Annotated in this window: 25 protein-coding genes; 9 read left to right on the top strand and 16 right to left on the bottom strand. The window is 70.6% G+C overall.

Features of this window, described 5'->3' with window-relative positions:
- Positions 1 to 12: 12 nt before the first annotated feature.
- The 4 genes from ACLF3M_RS11240 (at position 13) to ACLF3M_RS11225 (ending at position 3,148) form a co-directional block, all read left to right on the top strand.
- A complete protein-coding gene (locus ACLF3M_RS11240; protein ID WP_430657015.1) occupies positions 13 to 345 on the top strand; it encodes a hypothetical protein in 333 nt (110 codons plus the stop codon).
- A 140-nt stretch (positions 346 to 485) separates the two neighbouring features.
- The gene (locus tag ACLF3M_RS11235) at positions 486 to 1,004 is read left to right on the top strand and encodes a MaoC family dehydratase (RefSeq protein WP_430657014.1); all 519 of its coding nucleotides are present in this window, start codon (positions 486 to 488) and stop codon (positions 1,002 to 1,004) included.
- 33 nt (positions 1,005 to 1,037) lie between these two features.
- Positions 1,038 to 2,396, top strand: a complete 1,359-nt coding sequence (locus ACLF3M_RS11230; protein ID WP_430657013.1) for an NAD(P)/FAD-dependent oxidoreductase — start codon at positions 1,038 to 1,040, stop codon at positions 2,394 to 2,396.
- Between the two features lie 20 nt (positions 2,397 to 2,416).
- The gene (locus tag ACLF3M_RS11225; RefSeq protein WP_430657012.1) at positions 2,417 to 3,148 is read left to right on the top strand and encodes an SDR family NAD(P)-dependent oxidoreductase; all 732 of its coding nucleotides are present in this window, start codon (positions 2,417 to 2,419) and stop codon (positions 3,146 to 3,148) included.
- On the opposite strand, the gene ACLF3M_RS11220 is transcribed toward ACLF3M_RS11225, so the two are convergent.
- Genes ACLF3M_RS11220 through ACLF3M_RS11185 form a run of 8 tightly spaced genes read right to left on the bottom strand, consistent with a single transcriptional unit; the run spans position 3,149 to position 10,664 of the window.
- Positions 3,149 to 3,997, bottom strand: a complete 849-nt coding sequence (locus tag ACLF3M_RS11220; RefSeq protein ID WP_430657011.1) for a sugar phosphate isomerase/epimerase family protein — start codon at positions 3,995 to 3,997, stop codon at positions 3,149 to 3,151.
- A 21-nt stretch (positions 3,998 to 4,018) separates the two neighbouring features.
- On the bottom strand, positions 4,019 to 4,741 hold the full coding sequence (locus ACLF3M_RS11215; RefSeq protein ID WP_430657010.1) for an SDR family oxidoreductase: 723 nt from the start codon (positions 4,739 to 4,741) through the stop codon (positions 4,019 to 4,021).
- Positions 4,741 to 5,523 (bottom strand): SDR family oxidoreductase, encoded by a 783-nt coding sequence (locus tag ACLF3M_RS11210; protein WP_430657009.1) that lies wholly within the window; start codon positions 5,521 to 5,523, stop codon positions 4,741 to 4,743. Before ACLF3M_RS11210 ends, ACLF3M_RS11215 begins: the two co-directional genes overlap by 1 nt.
- 1 nt (position 5,524) lies before the next feature.
- Positions 5,525 to 6,430, bottom strand: coding sequence for a dihydrodipicolinate synthase family protein (locus ACLF3M_RS11205; protein WP_430657008.1), 906 nt, complete (start codon positions 6,428 to 6,430; stop codon positions 5,525 to 5,527).
- Between the two features lie 11 nt (positions 6,431 to 6,441).
- Positions 6,442 to 7,536 carry an ABC transporter ATP-binding protein gene (locus ACLF3M_RS11200; protein WP_430657007.1) on the bottom strand — a complete coding sequence of 365 codons (1,095 nt, stop codon included), beginning with the start codon at positions 7,534 to 7,536 and terminating at the stop codon, positions 6,442 to 6,444.
- The gene (locus ACLF3M_RS11195) at positions 7,533 to 8,390 is read right to left on the bottom strand and encodes a carbohydrate ABC transporter permease (RefSeq protein WP_430657006.1); all 858 of its coding nucleotides are present in this window, start codon (positions 8,388 to 8,390) and stop codon (positions 7,533 to 7,535) included. Before ACLF3M_RS11195 ends, ACLF3M_RS11200 begins: the two co-directional genes overlap by 4 nt.
- Entirely contained in the window at positions 8,387 to 9,331 is a 945-nt protein-coding gene (locus ACLF3M_RS11190; RefSeq protein WP_430657005.1) for a carbohydrate ABC transporter permease, read from the bottom strand. Before ACLF3M_RS11190 ends, ACLF3M_RS11195 begins: the two co-directional genes overlap by 4 nt.
- A 13-nt stretch (positions 9,332 to 9,344) precedes the next feature.
- Positions 9,345 to 10,664, bottom strand: coding sequence for an ABC transporter substrate-binding protein (locus ACLF3M_RS11185; RefSeq protein WP_430657004.1), 1,320 nt, complete (start codon positions 10,662 to 10,664; stop codon positions 9,345 to 9,347).
- A gap of 160 nt (positions 10,665 to 10,824) precedes the next feature.
- On the opposite strand from ACLF3M_RS11185, the gene ACLF3M_RS11180 reads away from it, so the two are divergent.
- Positions 10,825 to 11,649, top strand: a complete 825-nt coding sequence (locus ACLF3M_RS11180) for an IclR family transcriptional regulator domain-containing protein (RefSeq protein WP_430657003.1) — start codon at positions 10,825 to 10,827, stop codon at positions 11,647 to 11,649.
- 3 nt (positions 11,650 to 11,652) lie between these two features.
- Here the strand turns inward: ACLF3M_RS11180 and ACLF3M_RS11175 are convergent, their stop codons facing one another.
- The 5 genes from ACLF3M_RS11175 to ACLF3M_RS11155 are packed head-to-tail and all read right to left on the bottom strand — an operon-like array spanning position 11,653 to position 17,757.
- Complete coding sequence (locus ACLF3M_RS11175) at positions 11,653 to 12,780, bottom strand: NAD(P)/FAD-dependent oxidoreductase (protein ID WP_430657002.1); 1,128 nt, start codon at positions 12,778 to 12,780, stop codon at positions 11,653 to 11,655.
- Entirely contained in the window at positions 12,773 to 13,654 is an 882-nt protein-coding gene (locus ACLF3M_RS11170; RefSeq protein ID WP_430657001.1) for a polysaccharide deacetylase family protein, read from the bottom strand. The genes ACLF3M_RS11175 and ACLF3M_RS11170 overlap by 8 nt, the downstream gene beginning before the upstream one ends.
- Positions 13,651 to 15,207 carry an aminomethyl-transferring glycine dehydrogenase subunit GcvPB gene (gene gcvPB / locus ACLF3M_RS11165; RefSeq protein WP_430657000.1) on the bottom strand — a complete coding sequence of 519 codons (1,557 nt, stop codon included), beginning with the start codon at positions 15,205 to 15,207 and terminating at the stop codon, positions 13,651 to 13,653. Before gcvPB ends, ACLF3M_RS11170 begins: the two co-directional genes overlap by 4 nt.
- Positions 15,204 to 16,595, bottom strand: coding sequence for an aminomethyl-transferring glycine dehydrogenase subunit GcvPA (gcvPA, locus tag ACLF3M_RS11160; RefSeq protein ID WP_430656999.1), 1,392 nt, complete (start codon positions 16,593 to 16,595; stop codon positions 15,204 to 15,206). The genes gcvPB and gcvPA overlap by 4 nt, the downstream gene beginning before the upstream one ends.
- Positions 16,596 to 16,620: 25 nt before the next feature.
- Positions 16,621 to 17,757: an ATP-NAD kinase family protein gene (locus ACLF3M_RS11155; protein WP_430656998.1), complete on the bottom strand. Its 1,137-nt coding sequence runs from the start codon at positions 17,755 to 17,757 to the stop codon at positions 16,621 to 16,623.
- Between the two features lie 345 nt (positions 17,758 to 18,102).
- Here ACLF3M_RS11155 and ACLF3M_RS11150 point away from each other — a divergent pair, with 345 nt between their 5' ends.
- On the top strand, positions 18,103 to 18,480 hold the full coding sequence (locus tag ACLF3M_RS11150; RefSeq protein ID WP_430656997.1) for a hypothetical protein: 378 nt from the start codon (positions 18,103 to 18,105) through the stop codon (positions 18,478 to 18,480).
- Here ACLF3M_RS11150 and ACLF3M_RS11145 read toward each other — a convergent pair.
- Entirely contained in the window at positions 18,459 to 19,976 is a 1,518-nt protein-coding gene (locus ACLF3M_RS11145; protein ID WP_430656996.1) for a hypothetical protein, read from the bottom strand. The two genes, ACLF3M_RS11150 and ACLF3M_RS11145, sit on opposite strands and share 22 nt — an antisense overlap.
- Before the next feature lie 82 nt (positions 19,977 to 20,058).
- Complete coding sequence (locus tag ACLF3M_RS11140; RefSeq protein WP_430656995.1) at positions 20,059 to 20,547, bottom strand: CinA family protein; 489 nt, start codon at positions 20,545 to 20,547, stop codon at positions 20,059 to 20,061.
- A gap of 257 nt (positions 20,548 to 20,804) precedes the next feature.
- On the opposite strand from ACLF3M_RS11140, the gene prmC reads away from it, so the two are divergent.
- Together prmC and ACLF3M_RS11130 are read left to right on the top strand one after the other, a co-directional pair.
- A complete protein-coding gene (gene prmC, locus ACLF3M_RS11135; RefSeq protein ID WP_430657214.1) occupies positions 20,805 to 21,680 on the top strand; it encodes a peptide chain release factor N(5)-glutamine methyltransferase in 876 nt (291 codons plus the stop codon).
- Positions 21,681 to 21,883: 203 nt separating this feature from the next.
- Entirely contained in the window at positions 21,884 to 22,357 is a 474-nt protein-coding gene (locus tag ACLF3M_RS11130; RefSeq protein WP_430656994.1) for a DUF4167 domain-containing protein, read from the top strand.
- A 224-nt stretch (positions 22,358 to 22,581) separates the two neighbouring features.
- Here the strand turns inward: ACLF3M_RS11130 and ACLF3M_RS11125 are convergent, their stop codons facing one another.
- A complete protein-coding gene (locus tag ACLF3M_RS11125) occupies positions 22,582 to 23,334 on the bottom strand; it encodes an MOSC domain-containing protein (protein ID WP_430656993.1) in 753 nt (250 codons plus the stop codon).
- A 132-nt stretch (positions 23,335 to 23,466) separates the two neighbouring features.
- On the opposite strand from ACLF3M_RS11125, the gene clpB reads away from it, so the two are divergent.
- Complete coding sequence (gene clpB, locus ACLF3M_RS11120; RefSeq protein ID WP_430656992.1) at positions 23,467 to 26,064, top strand: ATP-dependent chaperone ClpB; 2,598 nt, start codon at positions 23,467 to 23,469, stop codon at positions 26,062 to 26,064.
- Positions 26,065 to 26,328 lie beyond the last annotated feature (264 nt).

Raw genomic sequence — 26,328 nt, 5'->3', positions numbered from 1 at the left:
CCCGCGTATGGCATGGCGCTGATCGCAGGCGCGGCGCTGGCCGGCATCGCTCTGGCCCCGCTGGCCGGGGCGACGCGGCCCGCGCTGCTACGCGTCTCGCTCGCGATCATGATGCTCGCGCTGCTGCGGATCGAGCCGGCGGCGCTTTCGGGCGTGCTGCGCCGGGCGGGCCTCGCCCTGCTGATCCTGGCCTGGGTGACGCTTGGCATGCCGGCCATCGTCTACGCCCTGCTCGCGCCGGTGCTGCCGGCGGGCAGCCCCTGGCTCGCCGCCGCCATGCTGATTGCGGCGACGCCCTCGGTCATCGGCAGCGCGCGGCTGCGCGCTGCCGCGAGCTCGGCCTGATCGTCGCCGCCACGCAGCTTTCCATCTTCGACACGCCGGTGCCGGCAGCGCCGCCCTATCGCCGCCTGGCTTGACGACGCGGCCGCGCGGCGCCAGGACACTTGTCCGGACAAGTCGCAAGCCGATCGGAGGAACCCGCCATGGTCCAGACTCACAACGAGATCGCGCCCGGCCGCTTCCGCGAATCCTTCGGCCGCTACTTCGAGGATTTCGAGGTCGGGCATGTCTACGAACACCGCCCCAACCGCACCGTCACGGAAACCGAAAACACCTGGTTCACGCTGCTGACGATGAACCAGCACCCCATGCATTTCGACACGGAGTACGCGAAGCATTCCGAGTTCGGGAAATGCATCGTCTGCTCGCCCTTCACCGTCGCCCTGCTGGTGGGCATGAGTGTGTCCGACGTCTCGCAGAAGGCGATCGCCAATCTCGGCTGGAAGGAGATCCGCCTGACCCACCCGCTCTTTGCCGGCGACACCCTGGCGGCCGAGAGCGAGGTGCTGGACAAGCGCGAATCGAAGTCGCGTCCGAACGCCGGCATCGTCAGCGTCCGCACCCGCGGCTTCAACCAGCACGGCACGCTTGTCTGCGAATTCGACCGCACCATGCTGATCGCCCGCCGCGGCTATGAGGTGGAGGCCAAGGCGCGCTATTGAAGGCGCCGAATCGGGCGCGGCGAAGGAGGCGTGATGGACAGGCCAAGTGATCCGGCGCGCGACATCCCTTTCCCCCTGGTGCCGGTCGCCAGCGATCCGCATCTGCCCGTCGAGGCCGATGTGGTCGTGATCGGCGGCGGTATCGCCGGCGTTGCCGCCTGCTACTTTCTCTCGAAGAAGGGCCACCGCGTCGCGCTGGTGGAGAAGGGCCGCATCGGCGCCGAGCAGTCCGGCCGCAACTGGGGCTGGGTGCGCCAGCAGAACCGCGACGAGCGCGAATTGCCGCTGGCGAAATGGGCGCTGGAATGCTGGGCGGGGCTTTCGGCGGAGATCGGCGCGGATCTCGGCTTCCGCCGCGAGGGGCTGGTCTATGTCACGGACAAGCCGGCGGACCTGGCGCGGTGGGAGAAGTGGGTCGCCATGGCCCGAGACCACCAGGTGCACAGCCGCATGCTCGGCGCCGTGGAGGCGAACGCCATGGCGCCGGGCGGGCAGGGGCGCTGGATCGGCGGCGTGCATTCGCCCTCCGACGGCCGCGCCGAGCCCACCATGGCGGCGCCCGCGCTGGCCGAGGCCGCGCGGCGGCTGGGCGCGACCATCCACCAGGATTGCGCCGCGCGCGGGATGGAAACGCAGGCCGGCGCGGTCAGCGCCGTGGTGACGGAGCGGGGGCGCATCCGCACAGCGCGCGTGCTCTGCGCGGCAGGCGCCTGGACATCGCTGTTCTGCCGCTGGCACGGCATCGACTTCCCGCAATCCGGCGTCCGCTCCACCGCCTTCGCGACGACACCAGGGCCGGCGGTGATCGAGGGCGGGCTGTCCACGCCCGGCGTCACGCTCCGGCGGCGGCTCGATGGCGGCTATACCGTCGCGATCCGCAACCGCGGCCGCATCGACGTCACGCCGCAGGGGCTGCGCTACGCCCGGCAGTTCCTGCCGATGCTGCGCGACCGCTGGTCGGAATCGATTTCGGTCGGCATCGGGCGGTCCTTCTTCAGCGGGCCGGAGGCGCTGGCGCGCTGGTCGCTCGACACCGTCTCGCCCTTCGAGAGGACGCGCGTGCTGAACCCCGCGCCGGACGCGCCGACGATCCGCGCCGCGCTGGAGGCGCTGGGGCAGGTCTTCCCCGCGCTGAAGGGGCTCGTCGTCGCGCAGCAATGGGGCGGCTGGATCGACTCGACACCCGACGCGGTCGCGGCGATCGGTCCGGTGCCAGGCCTGCCGGGCTTCTTCGTCTCCTCGGGGTTCAGCGGCCACGGCTTCGGCGTCGGGCCCGCCGCGGGACGGCTGGCGGCGGACCTCGTCGCCGGCGATGCGCCGATTCTGGATCCCCGTCCGCTGCGCTTCACCCGCTTCGCCGAGGGCGACACGGGCGCGCCGGCCGCGATGTAGGCATCGCGCGGGAGGGAGCCATGGCGGGTCGAGGCGGTCTGCTGGCTGGCCGCGTCGCGGTGGTGACGGGCGGCGCGCGCGGCCTCGGCGCAGCCATCGCCGCATGCTTCAGCGCGGAGGGCGCTGATGTCGTGACACTCGACCTCGCCGGCGGCGACATCGCCTGCGACGTCGCCGAGGAGGCGCAGGTCGCGGCGGCCTTCGCCGAGGTCGCCGCGCGCCACGGCCGGCTGGACGTGCTGGTCGCCAATGCCGGGATCGTGCCGCCCTGGTGCGAGTTGACCGCGCTCGACCTCGATCACTGGGACCGCGTCTTCGCGGTGAACGTCCGCGGCGTCGCCGCCACGCTGAAGCACGCCATGCCGCTGATGCCGCGCGGCGGCGCGGTGGTCGCGATGGGCTCGATCATGTCGGAACGCGGCGCGCCGAGGCAGGCGCTCTACAACGCCACCAAGCATGCGGTGCTCGGCATCGTGCGCGTCGCGGCGCAGGAACTCGGGCCGCGCGGCATCCGCGTCAATGCGCTCGGCCCCGGGCCGGTGGCGACCGAGGCACTGCGGGCCCGCATCGCCGCGCGCGCCGCTTCCGGCGGCCCCGCAGCGGAGGAAGCCTTCGCGGCGCATGACGCGGAGACGCCGCTGGGTCGCATCGCGACGGAGGCGGAGGTCGCCAACGCCGCGCTGTTTCTCGCCAGCGACCTGTCCTCCGCCATCACTGGCCGCCTGCTGCGTGTGGATGGCGGCCTGGAGTGATCAGCGCTTCGCCGGGCGCTTCTCCCAGCCCTGCGCGGCCAGGATGTCGTGGCTGGCTGCGAGGTCGCCATCGGGGTCGGTGCCGGGCTGGCAGGCGTCGGTGATGATCTCGAGCACCGTCAGCCCGCTGTAGCCGATCTCCTTGAGCGCGACCGCGGCCGGGCCGGGCTGCACGATCCCGGTGCCGAGGCGATCGTGCTTGAAGACCTCGTAACCACTGTCGCTGATGTGCACGTTTTTCACGCGCGCGCCGAGCATGCGGATCGCGGCGGCCGGATCCTCCTTGATGTAGGCACTGTTGCAGACGTCGAAGTTGATGCCGACGGAAGCGTCGATGTCGTTGGCGACATCAAGCATGTCCTTCGCTGTCGGCAGGAAGGTGAAGGGCACGTTCTCCAGGATGATCTCGGTGCGGCTGCCCTTGGCGTGCGCCACGAGCTCCTTCATGCCCTGCACGAACCACTCCCGCATCCAGGGCACCGGCGGGTTGATCAGCGAGTTCACCGGGCCGGGGATCGCGCAGACGAAGGGGCAGTTCAGCTGGTCCGCGAGGTCGATCGCCTCCTTGTAGCGATCGAGCGTGTAGCGCCGCATGATGGGGCAGGTGCTGTTCGGGTTGTTGTCGAGCAGCGGGTAGCAGAAGCTCGTGATGCGGTAGCCGTTGCCGTCGAGCCAGGCTTTCAGCTCGCTCTTCTCCGCCGGCGACATCGAGGACGGCCAGAGATGCGGCGGGAAGATCATCAGCTCGAAGTTGCGGTAGCCCTGCGACGCCAGGTGCTTCAGCGCCCCATGGCCGGAATGGGAATAGAGGAAGGGAAAAGTCGAGGCGGCGACGCGGAGATCGGTCATGGCGGGTCCCTCCTGTTGAGGTCAGAGCATGGCTTCGAGGCGCGTGTTGACAATCATCTCCGCAACATGCGCCTGGTCGGGCAGGCGGAGCAGCAGGCAGACGATCTCGGCGATGGTCTCGGGCCTCATGCGCCCGGCGGCGGGGGTCGCGCCGGGCAGGCCCGCGATCAGCTCCGTGTCGATCGCACCGGGGCAGAGCGCGGTCGCGCGCACGCCGGCCTCATGTCCCGCGAAGCGCGCGGCATGCGTCAGCGCCATCAGCGCGTGCTTGGTCATGGCGTAGCCCAGCGGCGCCGAGGGATCGCGGATCCGCTTGCCGTCGGTGGAGGCGACGTTGACCAGCCGCCCATGCCCCGAGGCGCGCAGATGCGGCATCGCCGCACGGATCGCGCGCAGCGGGCCCTTCACGTTCACCGCCCACATCTCGTCGAGCGCGGCCTCGTCGCCTTCCTCCAGCGTGAAGCGCTTGAGGATGCCGGCATTGTTCACCAGCGCGTCCAGCCTGCCATGCGCGGCGACCGCGCCTTCGATCCAGGACGCGGCGCTGGCGGGATCGATTGCGTCGTAGCGATGCCAGGTGACGCGCGCGCCGCCCTCCAGCGCGAGCTTGCGCGCGGGATCGCGAACGCCGCAGGCCAGGCAAAAACCTTCCGCATGCAGCCGCCGCGCGATCGCCGCGCCGAGGCCGCGCCCCGCGCCGGAAATCGCGACGACACGGCCGGCGGCGGGCAGCATCGCGTCCATCAGAACAGGCCCTGATAGACGCCGCCGTCGTTGACGAGGTTCTGGGCCGTCATGAAGCCGGCCTGCGCGCTGCAGAGATAGGCGACGAGGTCTCCGCACTCCATCGGATCGGCGAAGCGGCCCGCGGGGCATGTCTTCAGCCGGTCCTGTACGATCGCCTCATAGGTCGTGTTCCCGCGCTTTGCGTGGCCATGCAGGTTCACGCGCAGCGCCTCGGTGTCGAACAGGCCAGGGCAGACGCTATTGATGGTGACGTTGTGCGGAATGAGCTCGCGCGCCATGGACGCGATCGCCGCCGCCAGACCCGCCCGCGCGGAATGGCTGTGCGCGAAGCCCACCTGCGGGAACTTGATGAAGGAGACGCTGATGTTGACGATGCGGCCGAACTTCCGGTCGCACATGCCGGGCGCGGTGCGGCGGATCAGCTCCACCGCGGTGTAGAAATGCTCGTTCCACCAGCGTTGCCATTCCGCGCGGTCCCACGTCCGGAAGTCACCTGGCACTTGGCGGGTGCCGGGGCTGGTCACCAGGATGTCCGGCGCCGGGCAGGCCGCCAGCAGCGCGTCGTGCCCGGCATCGCTGTTGACGTCGCCGGCGACGGTGGTCACGCGCACGCCATGGGCGCGGCGGATCGCCTCGGCCGCTTCCTCCAGCGGGCCTGGCGTGCGCGCCATGATGGTGAGGTCACACCCCTCGCGCGCCAGGCTTTCCGCGCAGGCACGCCCGAGGCCCTTGGAAGCCGCGCAGACGATGGCGTGGCGGCCGCGTATCCCGAGGTCCATCTCAGCCGATCCCGAGTTCCTTAAGGCCCCGCTTCAGCCCATCCAACGGCTCGCCCTTGAGCGGCTGCAGCGGCGGCCGCGGCACGCCGCCGCCGGGAAAGCCGAGGTGATCCATCGCCGCCTTCGTCGCGGGATAGAGCGTGCGCCCGCCGCTGACGAAAAGGTCGGTCAGGCGGCGTGACGTCGCCTGCAGCCGCTCTGCCTCCGCCTGGCGGGCGGGATCGCGCGCGGCGTACCAGAGCTCCGTCGTGCCGCGCCAGACATTGGGGAAGCAGTCCACCGTGCCGTCCGCGCCGGCATGGACCGCCGGCACGCCGAACACGGACGACGGCCCGCAGAAGACGCGGATGCGGTCCTTCACCGCCAGCAGCGTGGCGTAGAAGTTGTTCCAGTCGCCGCTGCTCTCCTTGATCGCCACGACCTTTTCGAGGTCCGCCAGCCGGGAGGCCAAGGCCGGCGAGATCGCGTTCACCGCATTGCCCGGGATGTTGTAGGCGACGATCGGCAGCGGCGAGGCCGCGGAGACCGCGGCGAAATGCGCGAAGACCTCGTCATCCGTCAGCTTCACGAAATACGGCGGCAGCACCAGGATGCCGTCGGCGCCGGCTTCCTTCGCGGCATGCGCCAGCGCGATGGTGTCGGCCGCACCGACGCAGCCCGTACCGACGATCACCGTGCCGCGGCCCTTCGCCGCCGCCGCGGCTTCGCGGTACAGCGCCTTGCGCTCCTCCATCGCCAGCGACCAGAACTCCCCGGTGCAGCCGCAGGCGACGACGCCGGTCGCGCCCTCCTCCATTAGCCGCAGGACATTGGCGCGGAAGCCAGCGGCGTCCACGCGGCCCTCGGCGTCGAAGGGTGTCGTCACCGCGGGCATCGGGCCCGACCAGTCCACGCTGTTGCGGTCCATCGTATTCCTCCTCAGGCCGCGATAGGCTGCGGCGCGGTGCAGGCGGCGTCCAGGCGCAGGCCCGATGCGGCATCGAACAGGTGCAGCCTCGCCGCGCGCACGCCCCAGCGCAGCGCCTCGCCGGCGGCCAGCGGCAGCGCGGCGTCGGCGCGGATCGTCAGCACGTCGCCGCCGGCGATGTCGAGCTGCGCGATCTGCTCATGCCCATGCGGCTCCACCAGGCGGATGCGGGATTCGAACGGGCCGTCGCCGACCACGATGTCCTCGGGCCGCAGGCCCAGCACCATCTCGCCAGCCGCCGCGCCGGTCAGGCCGAGGCGGAGCGCGGGATGCGCGAAGCCGCCGGCCTCGGCCCGGCCGCGCAGCAGGTTCATGGTCGGCGCGCCGATGAAGCCCGCCACGAACAGGTTGGCCGGGCTGTTGTAGACCTCGCCGGGCGTGCCGACCTGCTGCAGCACGCCTTCATGCATAACCGCGATGCGGTCGGACATGGTCATGGCTTCCAGCTGGTCGTGGGTGACGTAGACGAAGGTCCGGCGGACGCGCTGGTGCAGCTCGATCAGCTCGGCGCGCATATGGGCGCGGAGCTTCGCGTCCAGGTTCGACAGAGGCTCGTCCAGCAGGAAGACGCGGGGATCGCGCACCAGCGCGCGGCCCAGCGCCACGCGCTGCTGCTGCCCGCCCGACAGCTGGCGCGGCTTGCGCGGCAGCAACTCCGTCAGGTGCAGGGATTCGGCGGCGCGCCTGACCAGCGTCTCGCGCTCGGCCTTCGCGACGCCGCGCTTCTTCAGGGGATAGGCGATGTTCTCCGCGACCGTCATGTGGGGATAGAGCGCGTAGGACTGGAACACCATCGCGACGTCCCGCGCGCCGGGTGCCACATCGTTCACGACCCGCCCGCCGATCGCAATCGTGCCGGAGGTCGGGAACTCCAGCCCCGCGAGCATGCGCAAGGACGTCGTCTTCCCGCAGCCCGACGGGCCGAGCAGCGAGAGGAACTCCCCGCCCCTGATCGCCAGGTCCAGCTCCCGCACCACGACGTTCGACCCGAAGACCTTGCGGACCTTTTCGAAGCGGACCTCGCCCTCGGCGCTGCGATCGCTCATCCCTTTACCCCGCCCGCGCCGAAGCCGCGCGTCAGGAACTTCTGCAGGAAGGCGAAGATGATGATGAGCGGGATGCTCATCATGACGGAAGCCGCCATCAGCAAGGACCATTCGATGTTGAAGGCGCTGATGAGCATGCTCATCACGCCGGTTGTCAGCGGGCGCGCGGCATCTGTGTTCACCAGCACCAGCGCGTAGAGATACTCGTTCCAGGACAGGATGAAGGTGAACAACGACGTGCTGATGATGCCGGGCAGCGCCTGCGGCAGGATCACGTCGAAGAAGGCGCTCATCCGCGTCGCGCCATCCACCAGCGCCGCGTTCTCCAGGTCGTCCGGAATGCCCTGCATGAAGCTCCGCAGCAGCCACAGCGCGTAGGGCAGCGCGAAGGTGGTGTAGGCGATCACCAGGCTCAGCAGCGTGTTCGCGACGCCGAGCCAGACCATCATCAGGTACAGCGGGAGGATCAGCACGACGGATGGCAGCAGGTAGGTGAAGAGCACGAGCTGCGCCAGCCTCTCCCGCCCCGGGTACCGGAACCGCACCAGGCTGTGCGCGCCGAGCGTCGCGACGGCGACCACCAGCAGCGTCGTCGCGGTGGACAGCACCAGCGAGTTCCGCATGTAGGTCAGGAACGGCGTGGTCCAGAGCAGGTTCGCGTAGTGCTCGAAGGTGATCGTCTCCGGCCAGAAGGTCGGCGGGATCCGGAACAGCTCGAATTGCGGCTTGACCGAGGTGATGACCATCCAGACCAGGGGGAAGGCCGTGGCCAGAACGATCGTCCAGGCCAGGATGTTGAAGGCGACGGCGCCGGCGATCTTCTTCGTCGTGCCATAAGGCGCGCGGAGGTTCATCTTGCGTCCTCGCCGCGCGACTTCAGCGCGCGGAAATAGGCGAGCATGAAGACCAGCATGACCAGCATCATCGCGACCGCGACCGCCGACGCCCGGCCCATCTGGTTCAGGCCGAAGGCTTCCTTGTAGACCATCAGTGGCAGCGTCTGCGTCCCGATGATCGGCCCGCCGCCGGTCAGCAGATAGATCAGGTCGAATTCCTTGAAGTCCCAGATCGCGCGCAGCAGGACCACGACGACCAGCACCTCGCGCAGCTGCGGCAGCGTCACGTCCCAGAAGCGCCCCCAGGCGCCGGCACCGTCGATCGTCGCGGCCTCGTACAGCTGTTCCGGGATGGTCTGCAGCCGCGCCAGCACCGCGATCACGACGAAGGGGAAGTACTTCCAGGCGCCGACCAGCACAACGCTGACCATGGCGTTCGGCATGGATCCCAGCCAGTCCAGTGGCATGTTCAGGATACCGGCCCACATCAGCATGTAGTTCAGGATCCCGTAGAGGTCGTTGAACAGCCAGCGCCAGACCAGCACGGCGACGACGGTGGACACGAAATACGGGAACAGGATCAGGCTGCGCGCGAGGCTCCGGAACAGGATCGCCTGGTTCAGCATCAGCGCCGCGGCGACGCCCAGCACGATCTGCAAGGCGAGCGTCAGCACGGTCCAGATCAAGTTGTTCAGCAGGCTCCGCCAGAACTCGGGCGACGCTGCCAGCGCGGTGTAGTTGTCGAAACCGATGAAGCTCGACGCCAGCGTCGGCGTGAAGACCGAGAACAGCGAGAGGTACAGCGCGGAGCCCAGGGGATAGACGATCACCGCGCAGAAGATCAGCACCGTCGGCGCAATCAGAATCATGCCGAGCAGCGCGTATCCGCGGTCCAGCGGATTGCGCGCCGCCCGATCCGCGGCCGTCACGCCGGAAATGGCGGGCGCCTGCGCTGACATGCGCCCGCCCTGCTCAGGCCTTCATGAGCTCATCGAGGCGCCGCGCAGTGGTGGAGACCACCTGCGCCATCGGCTCGTTGTTGAGGACGTAGCGCTGCACGGCCTCGGACAGGACGTGGCTGGCGATGATCGCGCCGGCCTTGGTGTTCGGGCGGTGGCGCGGGCTCTCCCAGCCGAGGTTGTGGCCGGACGCGGCGCGGTCGCTCATCAGGTCCACCGCGGCGCGGTTGGCCTGGATGATCGCATTCGCCTGGTACTCCGGCATCGCCGAGATGGTCTTCAGCACCGGCAGCACATGGCCGGGTGCGGCGTGCAACTGGCGGATGTAGCCGTCGGCGCGGAAGAGATGCGCGGCGAAGCGCTTCACCACGGGCATGTTCTGCGCGGCGCGCGGGATCATGACGGAGGGGAAGTCGTTGAAGGTCCAGGGCGCGACCTGGGCCGAGACCGTGGGGTAGTCGTGGCAGGTCACGCTGGCCGCGATGCGCGGGTTCTGCGCCGCGACATTGGCCAGCACGCGGCCGGCATAGATGCCGGTCGCCGTCGCGCCGGAGACGAAGGCCGTCAGGCTGTCGCCCCAGGAATAGCCGGTGGCACCAGGCGGGCAGAACTCCCGCATCGACTTGTAGAACTCGAGCGCGTTGCGGAACTGGTCGCTGTCCACCGCGACCTGCAGGTCCGGCGTGAAGATCTGCCCGCCCGCGCCATGCACGAAGCAGATGAAGATCAGGCTGGTCATGGAGTTGCGGCCATAGGGCAGGGGCGCGCCGAACACGCCGCCGCGCTGCATGCGCTGGCAGGCCGCGCGCAGCTGGTCCCAGGTGCGCGGCGCTTCGGTGACGCCGGCGGCCTGCATCAGGTCCTGGCGCATCCAGAGCATGTTGGCGGCGGAATTGCCGATGCCGGTGCCGGCGTACTGGCCCTGCGTGATCTCGTAGATGCCGTTGGCGCCGGGGTAGTAGTTCTCGGGCCCGACGGCGTTGATCACGTCGTTCATCGGCTCGAGCAGGTTGGACTGCCAGTAGGTCGCGACCGCGAAGGACGGCAGGTGCGTCACCACGGACGGCACCTGGCCGGATGCGAAGGCGGCGGCGAGCTGCGCGGGATAGCCCTCGTCGCTCGACGGCTCGAAGGCGACGCGCACGCCGGGGTTGGCTTCCTCAAAGGTGCGGATCTGGAACATGTAGGCTTCGCGCTGCGCCGGCGCGGTCTGCGGCGACCACCAGCGCAACTGGATCGGCTGCTGGCCGCGCGCGACGAGCGGCGCGCCGAGGCCGGCGGCGGCGACGCCGCCCATCAGGGCGCGGCGGCCCAAGGTGATGCGGTCGGACATGTCCCTCTTTCTCCCCGTGGCGCCTTGCGAACAGGCTTTCGCAGAGTGAACAGGATTGCTCCGTCGTCATCAAGAGGGGTTTCGCCACGCGCACGCGAACAGCCCACTTGTTCGCTTGGCGAACGCACGCCAAGATGCACCGGTGTGGGAAGGTGGCGGGATGACCGACAACGATTCCGGCCTGGCCGAGGTGCTGGACGACAGCCTGACTGAGGAGCCGCGGGCGGGTGGCGACCGTGAGCTCGTGCATTCCGCGCTGCGGCTTTTTGAGGTGCTGAAGGCCTTCCGGCGCGACCGCCCGCGCATGACGCTGACGGAAGTGGCGGAGGCCACGGGCCTGACGCGCGCCTCCGCGCGGCGCTTCCTGCTCACGCTCGTGCATGCGGGCTACGCCGAGACCGACGGCAAGCGCTTCGCGCTGACGCCGCGGCTGCTGGAGCTGGGACATGCCGTGATGGCGACGTCCTCGGTCTGGGACGTCGCGCGGCCGATCCTGGCGGCGCTATCGGAAAAGCTCGGCGAGAGCTGCTACGGCGCGGTGCTGGACGGGAACGAGGTGCTGTACGTCCTGCACATCCCCTCCGCCCGGCACCTCATCAACGTGGATCTCCGCGTGGGCAGCCGCACGCCGGCCTATTGCACCTCGGTCGGACGCGTGTTGCTGGCTGGTCTGACGCCGGCGGCGGCGGAGGGCGTGCTGGCGGCCTCGAAGCCGGAGGCGCGTACGCCGAAGACGGTGACGGCGAAGGGCAAGCTGCTGCAGGCGGTTGACCAGGCGCGGCGCCAGGGCTGGGCCATGGTGGACGAGGAACTGGAGCTCGGCCTGCGGTCGCTCTCGGTCCCGCTGCGCGGCCGCGGCGGCGTGACGGTGGGCGCGATCAACATCTGCGGCCCGACCTCGCGCGTGGCGCTGGAGGAGCTGCGCACCACCTTCCTGGGCGAGATGCTGGACGCCGCGGCGCGTATCCAGGCCGCGATCGAGTAGCCCTCAGGCGAAGCGCGCAGCGGAAAATCGCGCGATGTCGAAGCCCGCGTCACCGCCGCGCAGCGCAGCCGCGGCGAGCCGCCCGACCAGCGGCCCGAGCGTGTAGCCCGCATCGCCCGGCACGGCGAGGAACAGGCCGGGGCAGCCCGGCGCCTCGCCCAGCACGCATTGCCCGTCACCGGTGGTGTTGATGCCGGCCCACGTCCGCAGCAGCCGCAGCGACGCGATGCCCGGGACGAGATGCGCGGCCAGGCCCAGATTGCCCGTCAGGCTCGACAATTCGACGGTGGGATGCCCGGCCTCGATCCGCGCGGGCCAGCCGCCGCCGACCACGACATGCCCGCTGGCGAGCTGCTTCAGCGTGATCATGCGCTCGGCATGCTGCACCAGGTGGTTCAGCACGGGGCGCGTCGCCTCGGTGATGTTCATGTGCAGCGGCTCCGCCACCGTCGGCACGCGCAGCCCGAGCGGCGCGAGCAGCGCGCCGGTCCCCGCACCGGCCGCGACGATCACGCGGCCCGCGCGGATCGCGCCGGCCGCCATGTGCAGCACCCATGCCGCGCCGTCGCGCTCGATCCGCTCGACCCGCGCCGCGCCCTCGATCGCACCGCCCAACGCCAGAAGCGCCTCGCGGATCGCGCGGTTGGCGAGCAGCGGGTTCAGCTTGCCCTCATGCGCGCAGAGTTCCGCGCCGATGACGCTGTCGCCGAGATAGGGCGCGATGCTGCGCAGCTCGTTGCGCCCGATCATCGCGACATCCAGACCGAGCTCGGCCTCGCGCGCGCATTTGCGCGCGAGGAACTCGTAGCTTTCCGGTGTCTCCGCCACCATCAACCCGCCGGACGCCTTCAGCTCGAAGCTGGTGCCGAGCTCCTTCTCCAGCTCCGCCCAACGCCGCGCCGCCGCGACATAAAGCGGCAGCGACCGCTCCAGCCCCGGCACCTGGTCGGGATACATCCGGATGAAGCGGCTCTGCATCTGGACGTGCAGGCTGCCGGCATTGGCGCTGCTGCCGGACAGCCGCCCGGCATCGTCCAGCACGATGACCTGCTCGCCCTCGCGCGCGAGTTCCAGCGCGGCGCACATCCCAACGATGCCGCCGCCGATCACGGCGACCGCCACCTCACGCACCAAGGCAGCGCCTCGCGAGCTCCGCATGCGTGGTGAACCACACCCGGCCCTTCGCCGCGGCGTGGCGGATGATCTCGTCCAGGATCCAGATCCGGCTGCGATAGCCGATCACGAAGGGATGCATCACAAGCTGGAAGACGCTGCCTTCCTCCCATGCCGCGTCGAATTCGCGGAGGAAGATGCGCAATACGTCCTCCGGCGTCGCATAGGGCCGCGTCGTGGGGTTGCGGTTGAACAGCAGATAGACCGCATCGTCGCGCAGCCATTCCACCGGCACCTCGACCAGGCCCGTCGGCGCGCCGTCCAGCAGCAGCTCATACGGTTCCTCATCCGCCATCATGCTGCTGTCGTAGAGCAGGCCGAGCTCCTTCACCGTCGCGATGGTGTGCGGGCTCAGGTCCCATTGCGCCGCGCGATGCCCGACGGGATCGCGCCCCGACAGTTTCGCCAGCGCGTCGCGCGCGCGCAGCATCAGCTCGCGCTCGGTCGCGGCATCCAGGATCGAGGTGTTCTCGTGGATCCAGCCATGGATTCCGATCTCGTGCCCCGCGGCGGCGATCCGCGCCGGCTCCTCCGGCCCGATCAGCGCGGCGACGGCAGGGCAGAAGAAGGTCGCGGGCACGCCGTGCTTCTCCAGCACGGAGAGTATCCGCGGCACGCCGACGCGCCTTCCGAACTCGCCCCAGGCGAGCCGGCCCACGCTCTCGTCCCCGCCGCCCATCGCGAAGGTCTCGTGGTCGCAGTCGAAGGAGAGCGCGACGGCGCAACGCGCGCCGCCCGGCCATGTCGGCCGCAGCCGCCGCCCCGCGCGGACGCGGCCGACGGCGGACCGCCAGCGTTCCTCCGGCCACTCCCAAGGGCGCGGGGTGGTCACTCCGCCGCCTGCTGCTGCGCGCCCCCGCGGTGCTTGCGGAGATACGCCCGCCAGGTCGTCGCCCAGCGCGCGGGGTCCTCGCAGCCCTCGCCGTTCACCTTGCCGATGGCGGCGTTGTGCGGCGCGGTGCGCACCACATCCGGCGTCGCATAGGCCTCCTCGCAGCACTTGTGGACCACCGCGACCCAGGTGTCGATGTCCTCCTTCGACCAGAGCTCGCCGGCCTCCGGCGTGAAGGGCTCGGGAAAGTGCCAGGGCTCATGCGCGAGCCAGGGCGCGTCCACGCCGAAATCGGTCATGCGGTTCGCGACCTCGCCGACGCCGATGCCGGTCTCCTCCTTCAGCTGGCCGAGGGAATAGCGCGTCATCTCCATGCGCGGCCCGTCGATCGTCGGGTGCGACTTGGAGACGCCGCGGATCGCCAGCAGCCCCTTCTCCATGTAGTTGTTCGCCAGCACGGAGAGGTCGGAGGCCTCGTTGATCCCCTCCGCCCCCATGCCGCGCGCCCAGGCATAGGCGCGCATGACGATGTGCAGGTTGCCCATGAACTCGCGGACCTTGCCGACGGAATCGGCGGGCGCATCCAGCGTGAAGCCTGACGCAGTCTTGTTGACGATGGGCTTCGGCAGAAATCGGGAAAGTTCCTCCGTGCAGCCATAGGCGCCGGTCGCCGGCCCGCCGCCGCCCTTCGGGCCGCCGAAGGTCTTGTGCAGCATGAACATGCAGGCGTCGAAGCCGAGGTCGCGCGCCCGGATCTTCCCCATCACGCCGTTGAAGTTGGCGTGGTCGTAGAAGGCGAGCGCGCCCGCTTCCTTCACCAGCCGCACCCATTCCTTCATGTGCGGGTTGTAGATCCCCATGTCGTCGGGGTTGTTGATCATCAGTGCCGCGGTGCGGGGTCCGATCGCGGCCCTGAGGGCCGCGACGGAGGGATAGCCGCCTTCCTCGAGCGGCAGCGTGATCACCTTGAAGCCGCCCGCCGCGGCCGTGGCCGGGTTGCAGGGATGCGCCTGGATCGAGGTGACGATCTCGTCGCGCTTGCCAAGCTGGCCGGTCGCCTCCAGCCAGCCGCGCGTCACGCAGACATGGGTGTAGGCGGCATCCGCGCCGCCGGCGGCCTGGAAGGTGAAGCGGTCCATGCCGGACAGCGCCTTCAGGATCTGCTCGAAGTTCCAGACGATCTCCAGCATGCCCTGCAGCGTCGAGGGATCCTGCAGCGGATGGATCTCCGCCATCTGCGGCCGCAGCGAAAGCGCTTCCGACAGGCGCGGGTTGTACTTCATGGTGCAGGTGCCAAAGAGGCTGATCCCCACCATCCCCAGCACCTGCTGCGATAGCCGGACGTAGTGGCGCAGCGCGTCGTGCTCCGTCATCTCCGGCAGCACGGGCGCAGCCGCGCGGCGCATCGCCGGCGGCAGGAGGTCGGCGGCCGGCCCGACCGCGGCGGCGCTGTCGGGGGCAGAGAAGGTGATGCCGCGCCGGCCGGGCGCGCCGAGTTCCATCACCACGGGCTCGTTCCAGCGGGCCTGGTGGTATTCGCGGGGCTCGCTCATGCCACGATCTCCTTCAGCGCGCCGGCCAGCCGGGCGAGGTCCTCCGCGGTGTGCACTTCCGTCACGGCGTAGAGCGCGCTCTGCCCGAGCGCCGGGAAATCCGCGGACAGGTCGCGCCCGCCGAAGATCCCCTTCGCGCGCAGCGCCGCGTTCACCTGCGCGACCGTCTTCCCCGTCCCGTCGAAGTTCACGACGAATTCCTTGAAGAAGCCGCCGGGGAACACGACGCGCAGGCCCTTTACCTCCGCCACCAGCTTCGCCGCGTGATGCGCGCGCTGCAGGATGACCTCGCCGACTTCCTTGAAGCCCTGCGGCCCCAGCAGCGCCATGTAGGCGGCGCAGCCGATGGTGGTCAGGTAGACCGAGTTGCCGGTCCAGTCCTTGCCTTCCTCGCGCATGCCGTAGCTCGACTGGTGCGCCAGGCTCAGTGCGAAGCCGTGCTCGCCGGGCCTGTCGGTCGGCGCGATGGAGATGTTGAGCGTGGGATACTCGCGCGCGTAGCGCTCCTCGTCGCGGGACGCGATGAAGCCGCCAGCGCCGCCGCCGGCCAGCATATGCGCGCCCAGCGTCTGGATCGTGCCGACGACGATGTCGGCACCATAATCGCCCGGCGGCGCCAGCACGCCGAGCGAGATGGGATCGACGCCGACGATGAACTCGGCGCCCTTCGCCCGCGCCAGGCGCCCGATCTCGGCACCCCGCGCCTCGATCACGCCGAAGCTGCCGGGGTTCTCGATATAGACCGCAGCTGTCTTCTCGCTGAGCTTCGCCTTGAGGTCATCGAGGCCGAGCATCGCGCTCACCTTGTCCCAGGCAACGGCGACGACCGCGATATGCCCATGGCTGCCCTCGGGCTCGCAATACTGGCGCACCACGTCCAGCCGCTCGGGATCCATGCCGGCCGGCACCAGCACCTCGCGCCGCCCGTTCAGCCGCGACGCCATGCGCACCGCATTGCCGATCGCGCAGCCCCAGGAATAGACGGGCAGTCCGACGAATTCCATGCCGACGAGCTCGCCGAGCATCGAGCAGAACTCGAACCAAGCCTGGTTGCGCCCGTGGTCCGAGGACGGCGTGCCCCAGACGCTGGTCAGGAACTCCGTGCGTCCCACGACCTCGTCCACGATCGCGGGGACGTGGTGCTGCCAGATGCCGGATCCCAGGAAGGACAGGTTCTGCTCGCAGTCCCCATTCTTCTTCAGCAGGGACAGCATGTGCCGCTTCAGCGCGACCTCGCTGGTCAGCGCCGGCGGCAGGTCGAGCGTGCCGCGGAAGCGATGCTCCGCGGGGATCTGCTCGAACAGCGCTTCGATGCTGGGCGCGCCGATGGCGGCGAGCATCGCTGCCTTCGCCTCCTCCGTCGCATTCGCCATCCAGGGATGTCCCATACGATTCTCCCGTTCGTGGTTGTGTTCAGTCCGGTGAGGCGATCCGCATCACCATGCGCTGTCCGGGCGCCGTGTGGACCTGGGTATAGCCGGCCAGCATCGCGTCCACCTCGGCGTCGCCGGTGTCCACATGCAGCACGGGCGGATCCAGCGCCGCCAGCTTGTTCTGCCCCGCCATCACCGTGATGCCCTCGCGCCCGACACGGCGGATGACCTCCGCGCTGATCTGCTGGTTGCCGCGCCCGAACAGGAAGCCCTGCCCGCCGGTCGCCCCGGCCACGATCCCCGCTGGCGCGCGCTCCATCAGCCGCAGCAGCTGCGCCTCGTTCACGTCCGTCGCGATCAGCCGCCCGTCCAGCGCGACATCGACGCCGAGCAGCGTGCCCTCGCCGCCCAGCGCGCGCTTCACGCGCCGCAGGGTGGTGCCGCAGGCCAGGATCATCAGCTTCTCGCGCGGCCAGTCGCGCGCGAGCACGCGCGCCAGAGCGTCCAGCGCGGCCTCGTCGTCCGGCCTGGCGCCGGCCTTGCAGGCCTGCATCAGGCCGCGTTCATGCGGCACGCGCGCAACGCCATACAGACTCGCGCTCACGCGGCCCTCGCGCAGCGCCTCCTCGTCGAGGTCCATCACCTCGGCCTCGCGCAGCCTGGCCTCTCCGGCGAGGAACTTCGCCGCCGTCCGGCCGGCCGCGCGCGGCGTGGTGCCGAAGACCGCAGAGTGCATCTTCACGCCCGTCGGCACGCCGAGGATCGGGATGGCGTTGCCGACCGAGGCCAGCACGTCGCGCGCCGTGCCATCGCCGCCGGCAAACAGCAGAAGGTCCGGTTCCAGTTCCAGCAGCGCGGCCGCGGCGCGTCGCGTATCGCCGGCGTCGCCCGTTGGCGCCGGCAAGCCGGAAAGGATGCGCGGGCTCAGCCCCGCCGCGCGCGCCGAGACCTCGCCGAGCTCGCCCGGCGCCACGATCACCTCGATCGCCTCGCTCAGCGGCGCCAGGCAGGCCAGCGCCGCCGCGCAGCGCGGCACCGCATCCGGCACCGCGCCGAGTTCGCGCGCCCGGGCGAGGGTCTCGGCTCCATCGGTGCCCTTCAGGCCGACACGCCCGCCGAGACCCGCAATCGGGTTCACCACCACCCCGAGCCGTGCTGGCCGAGCCTTCCGCCCCATGCGTCCCGACATGCCTGCGTGCGCCATCCGAACTTCGGACCGCTATGCGGGCATCTTAAGCCGATCTTCCAGGCCCGCACTACTGGGCAAAGCGGGGCGGCGCGGACCACGCGCCAACGCTCTGCGTAACCCCGACACCGCCGAGCCTTTCCCCGCTGAAGCCCTGGCGCCGCTTTGTCGCCGGCGCGAGCGGCCTCGGGCTGCCCCCCACACCGGCAAGCGCGTGGCAGGCGCTTGAGGAGAGTGCAGCGCGCCGGGCGCTTCGCCCGATCGGACCTGCTGGGCCGCCTGCACGGCATGCGAATCAGTTCGTGTTTTGTTCTAATGCGCGTTAACATCCGATCCATGCCCTCCGACTCCGTCCCGCCCCCGTTCGACCTCGACGTCGTCGCGGCCCGCGACGCGGAGGCCCATTACCGCGGCCTCATGGCGAACGGCGCGCCGGAGGCCCGCGCCTGGGCCGAGGCGGTGGAGGTCTTCCGGCTTCACCACCCCGCCTGGCCACTGCCGCTGGCCGAGCGCGAGGCCGTGCGGGTGGTCGGCGGCATGCTGGCGTGGCGCCGCGTGCTGGACACCAAGGTCAATCGCTCCAACCACCGCGCGCCGCCGCTGCACCTGCTACGGCGCCTGGCGCGGCCGGACGGGGCGCCTAAGGGGGCGCCAGATCGGGTCGAGGAAGACGCGCAGCCGGCCGCCGCGCCTCATTGCATCGCAGGGTCGTAGTCCAGCGGCGGCGCGGCCACCCAGGTCCCGGGCGCCGCCGCCCAGTCCTCGATCGCTTCCTCCGCGAAGGCGGCCGCCGCGTCCTCCGCCGACAGGCCCTGGGCCTCGCCGCGCTCCAGCAGGAAGGCATGGCCGCGCGCAGGCTTCACGCCCGGCGAGACGAAGAGCAATCCGCTCTCGGCCAGCGCATCGGCCAGCAGGCGCCGCAGCGGCTCGGGCTCGATGTCCGGGGCGCCGCCGGCAATCGCGATGGCGACGACGCCGTCCTCGAAGCCGGTCAGCAGCGCGCTGCCCGTGCCGATGGCAGCGAGATGCTCGACGAGCGCCTCGACCAGCGCCTCGTCCACCTCGACCGCCTCCTCGTCGTCCTCCTCCTCCTCCTCCTCCTCGTCGTCCTCGTCCTCGTCCTCGAGCCCGGCCTCGTCGGGCACGGCGAGCTTGACCCGGCGCAGCAGGTCCAGCGCGCGCGCCAGCGACAGCGGCGGCTCCGCCCGGCCGCCGCCGGCGGCGTCCGCGACCACGGCGAGCCAGGCATCGAGCCGGCCATCCGCCTCGTCTTCCTCCTCGTCCTGCTCGTCGCGCGCGACCATCGGGATGGTCAGGCCGAGCAGGCAGACGTCGCGGTCCGCCGGTGCCGCGCGGGGCACCACGGGCTCCTGCCCGCTGGCCAGCGCCTCCGCGGCCTCGCGCAGTTCGGATGGCTTCAGCCGCGCCAGCGCCGCGGTCGGCACCCAGAAGGGGGCCAGGATGAGCTCGACGAAGGACGGGTCGAGTGCGATGCCGGTCAGCCGCGCCTGCAGCCCGGCCGGCAATTCGGGCCCGCGCGGGGCGTCGCCCTCGCGCAGCACGGGGCTGACGAAAAGCAGCCCCTCGCGCTGCTTCCCCTTGTCGCCGATCACGCAGGCGGACGCGGTCAGGTCGATCTCGTGCCTGGCATAGGCGAAGTCCTCGGGCTCCAGCATCGTCGCGAGCGGGCCGAGCGCGCCGTCCAGGCGCTGGGACAGCAATTCCTCCGTGAGGTCGCCGATGAGGCTCTCATCCGCCTCCGGGTCGGTCGCCCAGCGCGCCATGCGGGCGGCGAGCGTCTTGCCCTGCGCGGGCTTCCGCGGGGCTTCCTTCAGCTCGGCCGGGTTCAGGCCGAGCGCGCGCAGCGCCGCCTCGTCCTCCAGCGTGTCGCCGGGCTCGCCCTCATAGGCCTCGGCGCCGGGGCCGGAGGGGCCCTGGCGGGACAGCCAGGCGCGCAGCGGCGCGGCGCGCAGGCGGATCACCGTGATGTCGTAGCCGATGCGCCAGGCCGCCCGCGCGGCGGTCCGCACGATGCGGGCATGCAGCGCATTGTCGAGGTGCTCGGCATCCGGATGCGCCAGGCGGAAGGCGTCCTCGTCGGCATAGATCCGCAGCAGGACCTCGTTCTCCTCGGCCTCGTGGACGAGGTCGAGGAGATGGGTGACCGAGGCCACGATGGCGTTGGCGTCCGCGATCTCGGAGCGGGGCATGCTTGCTTCCTCGGCAGGTTGGGCGACGGCTTGCCCGCCCCGGGCGACGGCGTCCAGGGGCAGGGGGGCGGCCCAGCCCTGTTCAGGGCGCGGCGTCGAGCGCCTCCGTCAGCATCGTCAGCAGCGTCGCCGCGAAGACCCGCATGTTCCCGACGCGGTCGGGGCTGCCGGTCTCGATGGTCCGCGTCAGGGCGACCGGGCCCGCCACGGCGAAGACGCCGTGCCCGGCGTCATGCCCGTAGCTGTTGCCGGTCGGCCCCGCCGCCCCGGCCTCGCCCAGGCCCCAGGTTGCGCCGAGCCTCGCCTTCGCGCCCTCCGCCAGCAGCGCCGCCATCGGCTCCGAGGCGCCCGGCGTGGCCTTGAGGCTCTCGGCCGGGATCCCGAGCAGCGCCGCCCGCGCCGCCCGCGTGTAGACCACCCCGCCCCCGAGGAAATAGGCCGAAGCCCCGGGCACGGCGAGCAGGGCGGCGGAGACCAGGCCGCCGGTCGCGCTCTCCGCCACGGCGATCGTCTCCTTCCGCGCCTTGAGCAGCGCGCCGGCCTGCGCGGCGATCGGCAGCAGGTCGTCCATGGCGTCCTTCCCGGAAGGGGTGCCGAGCTTGGCCGAGCCGGCGGTGCCGCGCCATTCGTCGTTGCGGTCTGACGGTATGTTCCTGTATTGTTCCCGCCATGCCTCGTCCTATCCCATCAACGCCGCCGATCCCCCCGGCCGGGTGGGGCGGGGAATTTGTCCGAAGCGGGCCCGGCTTGAGGGCCAAAAGGCTAAAATCCCAAAAGCCTAAAATGCCTGGCTTGCCCGCCCGCCCGCGCCTGGCGCAGACCACCTCCATGTCCTGCGACCCCGGCGAGAGCGTCGGCGCTTTTCTCTGCCAGGCCGGCCAGGTGCTGCGCGCCGCCGCCATCGAGAACCCGCGCCTCGAGGCCCGCCTCCTCCTCGCCCATGCCCTCGGCGCCACGACCGAGGCGCTGCTGCGCGACCCCCGCGCCGCGGTCCCGCCCGACGCGGCCGCCCGCTTCCGCGCCGCGCTGGAGGCCCGCCTGGTCGCCACCCCCGTCGCGCATATCCTCGGCATGCAGGGCTTCTGGACGCTGGACCTCGCGGTCTCGCCGGCAACGCTGATCCCGCGCCCCGACAGCGAAGCCCTGGTCGAGGCCGCGCTCGACCTCTTCCCCGAGCCCGCGGCGCCGATCCGGGTGCTGGACCTCGGCACCGGGACGGGCTGCCTGCTGCTGGCGGTCCTGTCCGAACGGCCGAACGCCTTCGGCATCGGCGTGGACCTGGTGCCCGAGGCCGCGGCGCTGGCCGCCGCCAACGCCGCCCGCAACGGCCTGGCCGACCGCGCCGCCTTCCTGGCCGGGGACTGGGCGGCGGCGCTGGCGGGCCGCTTCGACCTCATCCTCTCCAACCCGCCCTATATCGAATCCGACGCGATCGCCGGGCTGATGCCGGAGGTCGCGCGGCACGAACCACGCTCGGCGCTCGACGGTGGGGCGGATGGGCTCGAGGCCTACCGTCACCTCGCCGCGATCCTGCCGGGGTTGCTGGCCCCCGGCGGGGCCGCCGTGATCGAGCTCGGCGCCGGCCAGCGCCAGGCGGTGGAGGCCCTCGCCCTCTCGGGTGGGCTGGTCCCGGAGGGGTGCCGGAGCGACCTCGGCGGGGTCGAACGGGCGCTGGTCCTCCGTCCGGGACGGCAACGCCGTTGAAAAAATCCATTGGCGCGGGGCGGCCGGCACATTAGGTTGCTGTCGCGGCACCGGGCGGAATGCGCCCGGCAGCGTCGGCCAAGCCAGCAGCCCCAGGACGGGCCAACGGCTCCCCGGCGGCCGCTGATGCAACCAGCGAGACCGCGTTCCCGGTCGGGTCATCCCGCCGGCAGCGCCTATGCGAGACGGCGAACGCCCGACACATGAACATGAAGCGCATGCGCAGCCGAGGCAATCACCGCCACGGCGGCGGGGGTGGCGGCGGCTACCGCCAGAGCAGCAGCGGCGGCGGAGGCAGCGGCCACCAGCCGCTCAACCGCAACCACGTCTTCGACAGCAACGGCCCCGACGTCCGCATCCGCGGCACGGCGCAGCAGCTCTTCGAGAAGTACCTCCAGCTCGGCCGCGACGCGACCGGCGCGGGCGACCGCGTGATGGCCGAGAGCTACTTCCAGCATGCGGAACACTACTTCCGCATCCTTAACGCCATGAACCAGGCCCAGCAGCAGCAGGGCGGGCAGCAGCACCACCCGCGCAGCCGCTACCAGAACGGCCCCGACCAGGACGGCCAGGAAGGCGGCGCGGAACAGCCCGAGATGAACGGCCACGCCAACGGCCAGGCGTTGGACGGCGAACAGCAGGACGACCGCCTGCCGGAAGGGCGGGAGCCGAACTGAGGGTTGTCGCGGGTTGCATTCGGGAGGGGCGCCGCCCCTCCCGTACCCACCCCGCCAGGGGCCGGCGGGCCTCTGGACCCGCGATTAGTATAACGACGAAGGGGGAGGGGGCTTCCTGTCCCCTGCCCCTTCGTCGTTGAACCAATGGGTTCAAAGGGCCCACTGGCCCTTTGCAGGTGGGGTACGGGGAGGACAGCGTCCTCCCCGGGCAGCTCGCGACCCCCTCAGACCAGCTCCAGCCCGTCCCCGACGGCGACCGTGCCGCCATCCAGCACCTCGGCGTAGATGCCCATGTCGGCGTGGCCGTAGTGTTCGCGCAGCCAGAGCGGTGGCTTGGCGTCGCGTTGCGCGGTGGCGGGGTTCACGGTGGTCGCGGGGCAGCGGACGATGCGCTTGAAGACGCGCAGGCGCGCCTTGCCCAGCAGGATCTCCCGCCCGACCCAATCGAGTTCCGCGAAGGGCGCCGCCCCGGAGAACAGCAGGTTCGCCCGGAAGCGCAGGGGATCGAGCACCATCCCCGCGCGTTCCCCGAGTTCGGCGATCGAGGCCAGGCCGATCAGGGAGACGGCCTTGTTCGGGATGTCGGTGAAGGCGTGGCCCGGGACCTCCGCGAAGCGCATGGGCCCGCGGGCTTCCTCGCCCATGAGGGCCGTCATCCAGGCCGCCGCGGCCTCGCGCTGCGCGGGGTCGGAGAGGTCGGCGGCCAGCGGCGCCGCACCCTCTGTCCGAAGCAGCAGCGTGTTCGATCGCGGGTCGTAGGCGGAGTGGACGCGGGCGACGCGCGCATGCGCGGCCAGGCAGGCGAAGTGGCGCTTCGGCAGCCACTTCGGGTCCGCGGGATCGAAGGGCGCGTCGGCATGGGCGAAGGCGAAGCGGCGGTCGTGCGGAACGCCCTCGCCGGCGGCAAGCTCGACGTCCTCGAGGTATTCCGGCGACAGACCCTTCACGGGATAGCGACTGATACGCTCGACGCGCATACGCCTTTTCCTTGAAACCGCGGGGGGCCGCATACCACTATTCCTGGCATCCGGTGATCCTCCGTTGCCCGATCGGGGACGGCAGGCACATCGGCCTCATCGTTCACGTCCGCTCAAGAGAGGGACCGAGGAATGGACATCGAGAAGTTCACCGACCGTGCGCGCGGCTTCCTGCAGGCGGCGCAAACCATCGCGATCCGCGAATACCACCAGCGCGTCACCCCCGAACATCTGCTGAAGGCGCTGCTCGATGACGAGCAGGGCGCGGCCGCGGGCCTGATCCGCAACGCCAATGGGGACCCGAACCGCGCCAAGCAGGCCGTGGATGCCGAGATCGCCAAGCACGCCAAGGTCTCGGGCGGCGGCGCCGGCCAGCCCCAGTTCACGCCGGAGATCATCCGCGTCCTCGACGCCGCGCAGCAGCATGCGCAGAAGGCCGGCGACGAGTTCGTCGCGCAGGATCGTCTGCTGCAGGCGCTGCTCGCCGTCGATAGCAACGCATCGCGCATCCTGCGCGAGGCCGGCGTCACGCCGAAGCGCCTCGAGGAGGCGGTGGCCGATCTCCGCAAGGGCCGCACGGTGAACAGCCAGAACGCCGAGGAGCAGTTCGACGCCCTCAAGAAGTACGCGCGCGACATCACCGAGGCCGCGCGGAACGGCAAGCTCGACCCCGTCATCGGACGCGACGAGGAGATCCGGCGGACCATTCAGGTCCTCGCGAGGCGGACGAAGAATAACCCCGTGCTGATCGGCGAGCCCGGCGTCGGCAAGACCGCGATCGTCGAAGGGCTCGCGCTGCGCATTGCCAAGGGCGACGTGCCGGAGGCGCTGAAGGACAAGCGCGTCATGGCGCTCGACCTCGGCGCGATGGTTGCCGGCGCGAAGTACCGCGGCGAGTTCGAGGAGCGTCTTAAGGGCGTGCTGAAGGAAGTCGAGCAGGCCGCCGGCGACATCATCCTCTTCATCGACGAGATGCACACGCTGGTCGGCGCTGGCAAGGCCGATGGCGCGATGGACGCGTCCAACCTGATCAAGCCCGCGCTCGCCCGCGGCGAGCTGCACTGCGTCGGCGCGACCACGCTCGACGAGTACCGCAAGCATGTCGAGAAGGACGCGGCGCTCGCCCGTCGCTTCCAGCCTGTCTTCGTCGGCGAGCCCAGCGTGGAGGACACCATCTCCATCCTGCGCGGCATCAAGGAGAAGTACGAGCTGCATCACGGCGTGCGTATCACCGATGCCGCCCTGGTCGCCGCCGCGACGCTGTCCAACCGCTACATCACCGACCGCTTCCTGCCGGACAAGGCGATCGACCTGGTGGACGAGGCGAGCTCCCGCCTGCGCATGCAGGTGGACAGCAAGCCCGAGGAGCTGGACGCGGTCGATCGCGACCTCATGCGCCTCAAGATCGAGCGCGAGGCGCTGAAGAAGGAGACCGACGCCGCGTCCCGCGACCGGCTCGGCAAGCTCGAGAAGGAAGTCGCCGAGCTCGAGGAGCGCTCGCGCGAGATGACGCAGCGCTGGGAGGCCGAGAAGGGCAAGGTCGTCGAGAGCCAGAAGGTGAAGGAGGAGCTCGACAGGGCCCGCACCGAGGTCGAGCTCGCACAGCGCCGCGGCGACCTGACGAAGGCGTCGGAGCTGCTTTACGCGACGATCCCGCAGCTCGAGAAGAAGCTGGCGTCGGCCAGCGACGGCGATGCGCGCCTGGTGAACGAGGCGGTGACCGAAGAGGGCATCGCGGCCGTCGTTAGCCGCTGGACCGGTATTCCCGTCGAGAAGATGCTGGAAGGCGAGCGCGCGAAGCTGCTCCGGATGGAAGACGAGCTCCGCAAGCGCGTCATCGGCCAGGAGGAGGCGCTGGAGGCGGTTTCCAAGGCCGTGCGGCGTGCGCGTGCAGGGCTGCAGGATCCCAACCGGCCCATCGGGTCATTTCTCTTCCTCGGGCCCACCGGCGTCGGCAAGACGGAACTGGTGAAAACTCTCGCGCAGTTCCTCTTCGACGACGAGCGCGCGATGACGCGCATCGACATGTCGGAGTTCATGGAGAAGCACGCGGTCTCCCGCCTGATCGGCGCGCCACCCGGCTATGTCGGGTACGACGAGGGCGGGGTGCTGACGGAAGCCGTGCGGCGCCGCCCCTACCAGGTCGTGCTCTTCGACGAGGTCGAGAAGGCGCATGAGGACGTCTTCAACGTGCTGCTGCAGGTGCTCGACGACGGGCGGCTGACGGACGGGCAGGGTCGGACGGTCGACTTCCGCAACTGCATCATCGTGCTGACGAGCAACCTCGGCAGCCAGGCGATCGCGGAACTGCCGGAGACGTCCGACATCGAGGCCGCGCGACCCGCGGTGATGCGAGCAGTGCGGGATCGCTTCCGGCCGGAATTCCTGAACCGGCTGGACGAGATCGTGCTGTTCCGGCGCCTCGCACGAGGGGACATGGCGGCGATCGTCGACATCCAGCTCGGCCGGCTGCGCAAGCTGCTGGCGGACAAGCAGATCACGCTGGATCTGGATGCCGGCGCGCGGGAATGGCTGGCCGAGGCAGGCTACGACCCGACCTATGGGGCGCGGCCGCTCAAGCGCGTCATCCAGCGCAGCCTGCAGGACCGCTTGGCGAACCTCCTGCTGGAAGGCCGCGTGAGGGATGGCGAGCGGCTGAGTGTGACCGCGGGCCCGGACGGGCTCGAGGTGACGCAGGCCGGGCCGGAATCGCGTCGGGAAGCCGCTTGATTCGCAGGCGCATGCGTCAAGCATGCGCCGCGGGATGGCTGCCATGATGCGCGCTGCATGACAGCGCGTTGACACCGGTCGGTGAGACCAATAAACAGCGCCTCACCGACGGACCACGCGGTTCGACGGTCGCCGAAAAGGCAGGGCTTGAAAGCAGCGGCTCCGGCCGCTATCTTCGTCGCCCTCGCCACGGTATCGGCGAGACCCCATCACCTCCGAGGTGGTGTCCCTGGTTGGGCGACTGGCCCGGGGCAGGCGGGGTTT

It is taken from the genome of Falsiroseomonas sp. HW251 (assembly GCF_050563545.1).
GTDB lineage: Bacteria > Pseudomonadota > Alphaproteobacteria > Acetobacterales > Acetobacteraceae > Falsiroseomonas.
Note: the sequence above shows the minus strand (reverse complement) of the source record. Positions and strands in the feature narration are given on the sequence as shown.